Source organism: Bacillus sp. MBGLi79 (assembly GCF_002953915.1).
This window is the reverse complement of record NZ_CP026521.1, coordinates 4,050,197-4,056,003: the sequence shown is the minus strand read 5'-3', so window position 1 is coordinate 4,056,003 and position 5,807 is coordinate 4,050,197. Positions and strand designations below refer to the sequence as shown.

9 protein-coding genes are annotated in these 5,807 nt (G+C 47.6%); 5 read left to right on the top strand and 4 right to left on the bottom strand.

Going from position 1 to position 5,807, the window contains the following annotated elements:
- The 4 genes from C1T29_RS20715 to C1T29_RS20700 form a co-directional block, all read left to right on the top strand.
- The coding region (locus C1T29_RS20715) for a 2-phospho-L-lactate transferase CofD family protein (RefSeq protein ID WP_208945546.1) at window positions 1-313 on the top strand (313 nt) is incomplete at its 5' end.
- A gap of 28 nt (window positions 314-341) precedes the next feature.
- A complete protein-coding gene (gene whiA, locus C1T29_RS20710) occupies window positions 342-1,292 on the top strand; it encodes a DNA-binding protein WhiA (RefSeq protein ID WP_020453058.1) in 951 nt (316 codons plus the stop codon).
- Between the two features lie 17 nt (window positions 1,293-1,309).
- Complete coding sequence (locus tag C1T29_RS20705; RefSeq protein ID WP_020453057.1) at window positions 1,310-1,579, top strand: HPr family phosphocarrier protein; 270 nt, start codon at window positions 1,310-1,312, stop codon at window positions 1,577-1,579.
- Between the two features lie 45 nt (window positions 1,580-1,624).
- Entirely contained in the window at window positions 1,625-2,383 is a 759-nt protein-coding gene (locus tag C1T29_RS20700; protein ID WP_020453056.1) for an arylamine N-acetyltransferase, read from the top strand.
- A gap of 65 nt (window positions 2,384-2,448) precedes the next feature.
- Here C1T29_RS20700 and C1T29_RS20695 read toward each other — a convergent pair whose 3' ends face one another.
- The 3 genes from C1T29_RS20695 to C1T29_RS20685 all read right to left on the bottom strand — a co-directional run bounded on the left by C1T29_RS20695 (window position 2,449) and on the right by C1T29_RS20685 (window position 4,134).
- Window positions 2,449-2,724 carry a barstar family protein gene (locus C1T29_RS20695; protein WP_020453055.1) on the bottom strand — a complete coding sequence of 92 codons (276 nt, stop codon included), beginning with the start codon at window positions 2,722-2,724 and terminating at the stop codon, window positions 2,449-2,451.
- 4 nt (window positions 2,725-2,728) lie between these two features.
- Entirely contained in the window at window positions 2,729-3,184 is a 456-nt protein-coding gene (locus C1T29_RS20690) for a ribonuclease (RefSeq protein WP_020453054.1), read from the bottom strand.
- 254 nt (window positions 3,185-3,438) lie between these two features.
- On the bottom strand, window positions 3,439-4,134 hold the full coding sequence (locus C1T29_RS20685; RefSeq protein ID WP_025810722.1) for an ArsR/SmtB family transcription factor: 696 nt from the start codon (window positions 4,132-4,134) through the stop codon (window positions 3,439-3,441).
- Between the two features lie 88 nt (window positions 4,135-4,222).
- Here C1T29_RS20685 and C1T29_RS20680 point away from each other — a divergent pair, with 88 nt between their 5' ends.
- Window positions 4,223-4,822, top strand: a complete 600-nt coding sequence (locus C1T29_RS20680) for a flavin reductase family protein (RefSeq protein WP_020453052.1) — start codon at window positions 4,223-4,225, stop codon at window positions 4,820-4,822.
- A 15-nt stretch (window positions 4,823-4,837) separates the two neighbouring features.
- Here the strand turns inward: C1T29_RS20680 and C1T29_RS20675 are convergent.
- Window positions 4,838-5,807 (bottom strand): 2-hydroxyacid dehydrogenase (locus C1T29_RS20675; RefSeq protein WP_208945545.1); only part of this gene is annotated, 970 nt, incomplete at its 5' end.

Genomic DNA, 5,807 nt, shown 5'->3' with positions numbered 1-5,807 from the left:
TTATATTTGCAATGTGATGACCCAGCCGGGAGAAACGCTGTACTACAGTGCAGCTGATCATGTAAAAGCGCTTAACCAGCATATGGGCGGTCCGTTTATCGATACGATCCTCGTCAACAATGAGGAAATCCCGGACGATATCCGGGAACGCTATGCGAAGGAGCAGGCACAGCCCGTCCAGTTTAACATTGATGACCTGTCTGCGATGGGGCTTGAGGTCATCAAAGATCAGATTGTGACATACGAGAATGGCGTGATCCGTCATGATACACATAAAGTCGCTTCGCTACTTGTTGATTTGTTAAAAGAATAGCAGGCCTGGGAATGGGGGTGTCCATAATATGTCATTTGCATCGGAAACGAAAAAAGAACTTACAAACCTTGAAGTAAAAGATTGCTGCGCGAAAGCAGAGCTCTCTGCCCTCATTCGGATGAACGGTTCATTGTCTTTCTCAAACCGAAAAGTGGTTCTCGACGTCCAGACCGAGAACGCGGCCATCGCCAGAAGAATTTACACATTGCTGAAGAAACAATACGATGTTTCCGTTGAACTGCTCGTTCGAAAGAAAATGAGACTGAAAAAAAACAATGTCTACATCGTACGCCTGATCGAAAATGCCAAGCTGATTCTTGAGGACCTGAAAATACTCGGAGACAACTTTGTCATTGCCAGAAACATCTCGGAAGACTTGGTCAAAAAACGTTGCTGCAAACGTTCTTATATGAGAGGGGCTTTTTTAGCCGGGGGTTCTGTCAATAATCCCGAGACATCTTCTTACCACCTCGAAATTTTTTCGCTGTATAAAGAGCATAATGATTCATTGTGCAGGCTCATGAATCAGTTTCATTTAAACAGCAAAACGCTTGAGCGGAAAAAAGGATACATCACGTATCTGAAGGAAGCTGAAAAAATTACCGAGTTTTTGAATGTGATCGGCGCGCATAATTCGCTGCTCCGCTTTGAAGACGTCCGGATCGTGCGCGATATGAGAAACTCGGTCAACCGGCTCGTCAATTGCGAGACAGCCAATCTAAACAAAACGATCGGCGCTTCTCTGCGGCAGGTGGAAAACATTAAGCTGATCGACGAAAGAATCGGGCTTGATGCGCTACCGGAAAAGCTGAGGGAAATCGCCCAGCTCCGCATCGATTATCAGGAAGTAACCTTAAAGGAACTCGGGGAAATGGTGTCGAGTGGAAAAATCAGCAAATCGGGCATCAATCACAGGCTTAGGAAACTGGATGAAATAGCTGAGCAGCTGCGTTCAGGACAATCTGTCTCTTTAAAATAGGGAATGGGGGAGATCGTATGGTTCAACAAAAAGTGGAAATTCTTTTGAAAACGGGGCTTCAAGCGCGCCCGGCGGCATTGTTTGTTCAAGAAGCCAACCGTTTTCAATCAGATATTTTTCTGGAAAAGGGAGATAAAAAAGTGAATGCCAAAAGCATCATGGGGCTGATGAGCCTAGCTGTCAGCTCCGGATCGGAAGTCACGCTGATCGCCGACGGTTCCGATGAACAAGATGCTCTTGCTGCATTGACTGCATATGTTCAAGAGAAAAAAGCTAAACCTTTATGAGGTTTGGCTTTTTCTCATCGATTCAAAGCGGAAGGAGAATAACCGATGACGACGATGCTTGATTCACTGTTTAAAAGGATTGGATATAAGCCCGGTCAGCAGGTGACATTTGCTGACTTGCCCGAATTTTTATCGCTGCTGGCTTTACAGTTTCCTTTTGAAAATGGCGCGGTTTTAAGAAACGAACGGATTTCGATGACAAAAACAGGGCTGACGGAAGCCTTGCTGAACAATAAAAGGGGCGGTTTATGCTATGATTTGAACGCCTTTCTTTACCATGTGCTGACTGAGCTCGGCTTTTCCGTACACATGGTTCGCGGGACGGTTTTTAATCCAAAAGAACAGGCGTGGGCGCTGACGGGAACGCATGTCGCCGTTATTCTGCGGGAAAGCGATGAAACCTATTTGCTTGATACTGGATTCGGCATCAACCTGCCGCTTGCCCCCGTTCCGTTCTCAGGTGAACCCATCACCTCAAAAACAGGAGCTTACCGTATCAGGAAAACAAAGACAGATAAAGGAGATTACCTTCTTGAAATGGATAAGGGAGAGGGGTGGCAGACCGGCTACGCATTTTCGCTGACGCCAATCGATGAAGCGGCGCTTGCGTGCGTGCGGGATGCGATTTTCGATGAGGAAGCGTCTCCCTTTAATAAAAACCCGCTCGCTTCCAAGCTGACAATGGACGGAAAGTTAATTTTGTCGAAGGATCACTTCACAAAGCAAACCGGAAGCGGTTTGACGAAAGAAGATGTGAACGCCGGAGATTTCCAGACCATTTTCGTTCAAGCCTTTTTTGACTGAAGCACCGCTGCGCGCATCAATTAAATAAGCGGACGCCTGTCTGCAGCGCCCGCTCGTTTTCTGTTTTATCCTTCTGTTTTCAGCTGAAAGCCGTCCAGAGTTTCTTCGGCTTCGCGAAAAAGCTGCAAATATGCTTCGGCTTGATCGCCCAAGTAAATCCGGCTTTTTTCGATATTCTTCCACTCGATCAGCAAAGGCATGCCGACCCAGCCGGTCAGACAATCCCACAGCGCGTCAAGGTTCTCGCCATAGTAGTCCGGAAGCTCCAGCTGTTCTTTTAATGTTTGGTGAAGGTCTGATACACTCGTGATCTTGTCTCCGTTTAAAGTGACTTGTTTCATATGATCATCTCATTCTCGTAAACGTTTTATAGTGGTCAGTTGTTTTATAAACCAGTCTGTCGTTGGAATAGACGATCCGGTCTGACCCCCGGAATCCCGATGTATAGTTGATGTCGGCTTCTCTCCATACGCGTCCGGCCGCATCTGGAAGCAGCTTTTCTCTGTTTTGAAAGATATCGCCGCCGATGCTTTTTCCAGGCGCTACTTCTGCGAGATTGCCTTTTTGCGGGTCCCACCCTAATTTTGCCGCTTCGGCTTTTGTGATGAAGTTGTCAGGCAGCCTGCCGTATTTCACGATATAGTCGGCAACACCTTCAAACGTATTAATGACCTCATTTGACTGAACGGTGCTGGCTTTTTCTGCATGCGGCCCTTCAGCTGAGCTTGTAAAAAGGTTCCCCGCCAGAAAGCCGAGCGCGAGAACAATCCCAAGCGCAAGTGTGGATAATATTTTTTTCACGGATAAAGTCCTCCCCATCTTTAGACTTTATAGCATAAACATGAAGAATGTGCCTTCATGGGATTGAACAGCCGCATTTCCTCATTTCCATTCCGTCTGTAATCATATTGAATTGTACCTCAAAACATGCTCAGAAATCATTATAGTATTGTAAATTTTCCATGAAACCCGAGGACGGGAACGGATCGCCGCGGTTTCCTATTTGACTCCCGGAATGTTAGTCAAGATTTGAAGAAAAAACCAACTGCTTTTCATCAGTTCTTTTCAATGGAAATATGAAATAGGCGGTAAAGTTCCTTTGCGCCCGCGGGCGTGACTGCAACGGCCCGTGTGCGCGGGGGCCGCTCGATCCAGCCCATGCGGATAAAAGCGTCGAGCAGTGCGGAGCCCAGGGCACCGGCAATGTGATGCCGCCTTTCACTCCAATCCAGGCATTTATGGCAAAAAGAGCGCCGTTTCTTTTTGACTTCCCCAACATCGATGCCAAGTTCCTTCAAAAATAATTCTCCTGCTTCAGTCACGGTAAAAGCCGTCTCTTCTTCTTTCAACACGCCCATCTCCACGAGCCGCTCCGCAAGTGTGACGCCGAGCGATCCAGCCAAGTGATCATAGCATGTCCGCGCTTTTCTGACCGCCCGATCTTCGGCTGACTGCCGGAAAGAGCGAATTTCAGCAGGGGGGGCTATGTTGAGCAGAGTTTCCAGCGATTGTGCAACCTTGCCATCTTTGAGCCGGTAATAGCGGTGCCGTCCTTGCTTCCGGCATGTCAGCATTTCGGCGTCAAGCAGTTTGGATAGGTGAAAGCTTGCTGTCTGCTGTTTGATTCCCGCATACCCGGCCAGCTCGGTAGCTGTATAAAACCGGTCATCAAGCAATGCGGTTAAAATCGCGGCCCGCGACGGATCGGTGACAAGCTTGGCGACCTCGGCGATATTCGGATTCACGGTCATGACACTTCCTCCTAAAATGTAATCGATACTTCGATGTTAATTGAAATATTGGAGAATTACAATAAAAGCATAAAAGGAGGAGACCGATATGCATCAAAACAGCAAAATTATTCAGCCAAGCATTTTATACTACGGAACACCCGTCATTTTGCTCAGCACGCTGAACGAAGACGGTTCCACGAATCTCAGCCCGCTTTCCTCTTCTTGGGCGCTTGGGGATTCGATCGTACTCGGCGTCGGCACCGGCGGCAAAGCATTGGAGAATTTAGAGAGACAAGCCGGATGTGTCATCAATGTGCCGGATTCATCTTTATGGAGCAATGTAGAACGGCTCGCTTCCTATACCGGCAAACGATGCGTTCCGGAAGAAAAAAAGCGGCTCGGCTTTACATACCTTAAAGAAAAGTTTGCAGCCGGCGGATTTACGGCAGCAGATTCCCTGGCGGTGAAACCTGACAGAGTCGCCGATTGTCCGCTTCAAATTGAAGCGGAAGCCGTCAATATCCGCATTCCGGAACATTCACCGTATTTTGCCGTCATTGAAACAAAAGTGCTTCATGTGCACGCACATGAAGCGATTATAAAAGGGGAACACCACATCGATCCTCAAAAATGGGGGCCTTTAATTTATCTTTTTAGACACTATTTTGGTTTAGGACGCGAGCTCGGCAAAACATTCCGGGCCTGAATGTAAGAATGTGCGTCATCTCAGTTCTTTGACTATATCTTTTGGCTGTCTGCCCTGAAGACCGTCAATCAGGTTTTGGACGGCGCTTTTCAGCATGTTGACGTGTGTGACAAGAGTGGATGATCCAATGTGGGGAACGAGGGTCACATTGGAAAGGCTTAGGAGCGGATTGTCTTTTTCAATCGGCTCCTTTTCAAATACATCAAGTCCGGCTCCTTTAATCCATCCTTCTTTCAGCGCTTGAATCAACGCTTGTTCGTCAACGGTTTTGCCGCGGGAGATGTTGATGAAAATGGATGACGGTTTCATTTTTTTGAATTCAGCTTCGCCGATAAGGCGGTATGTCTCATCTGTGAGCGGTGTGATCAGAACAATGAAATCCGAGCGTTCCAACAATTCATGAAAGCCCGTATAAACCGCGCCGGTTTTTTTCTCTGTGTCGGGTTTGCGGCTGCGGCTGTAATAGAGCACTTCCATATCAAAACCCAAGGCCGCCCGTTTGGCGACTTGTTCTCCGATTCGTCCCATTCCGATGATGCCGAGCGTCCGGTGATGGACATCGCATCCGAACAAGCTTTCATCATCCTCTGATTTGGTCCATTTTCCATCGCGGATGTAGCGGTCGAGCTCGGCGATTCGCCGCGCTGAGGAAAGGATCAGACCGAAAGCGAGGTCTGCGACTGTGCCGTCAAGAATGTATGGTGTGTGAGTGCCGATAACCGATTTTTCTTTCATTGCTTCAATGTCAAAGTTGTCATAGCCGACGGAGTTGTTGCTGACGATTTTTAACTTCGGCGCATTGCATAATAATTCACGGTTGATTTTTGTCCCCGAGGTCAAAAGACCGTCTGCTTCCTTGATTTTTTCGAGCAGGGTTGATCTGGGAATGCGCTCGCGCGAAGTCCAAATTTCATATGTGCAGTGTTCGGCGAGCATCTCTTCGATTTCTTTTGGGACCGGTTTTGTGACATATACAAACGGTTTC

What these genes read in the sequence shown, in the direction of transcription:
- whiA (WP_020453058.1), top strand. Translation starts at nt 342, where the DNA reads ATGTCATTTGCATCGGAAACGAAAAAAGAACTTACAAACCTTGAAGTA.
- C1T29_RS20705 (WP_020453057.1), top strand. Translation starts at nt 1,310, where the DNA reads ATGGTTCAACAAAAAGTGGAAATTCTTTTGAAAACGGGGCTTCAAGCG.
- C1T29_RS20700 (WP_020453056.1), top strand. Translation starts at nt 1,625, where the DNA reads ATGACGACGATGCTTGATTCACTGTTTAAAAGGATTGGATATAAGCCC.
- C1T29_RS20695 (WP_020453055.1), bottom strand. Translation starts at nt 2,724, where the DNA reads ATGAAACAAGTCACTTTAAACGGAGACAAGATCACGAGTGTATCAGAC.
- C1T29_RS20685 (WP_025810722.1), bottom strand. Translation starts at nt 4,134, where the DNA reads ATGACCGTGAATCCGAATATCGCCGAGGTCGCCAAGCTTGTCACCGAT.
- C1T29_RS20680 (WP_020453052.1), top strand. Translation starts at nt 4,223, where the DNA reads ATGCATCAAAACAGCAAAATTATTCAGCCAAGCATTTTATACTACGGA.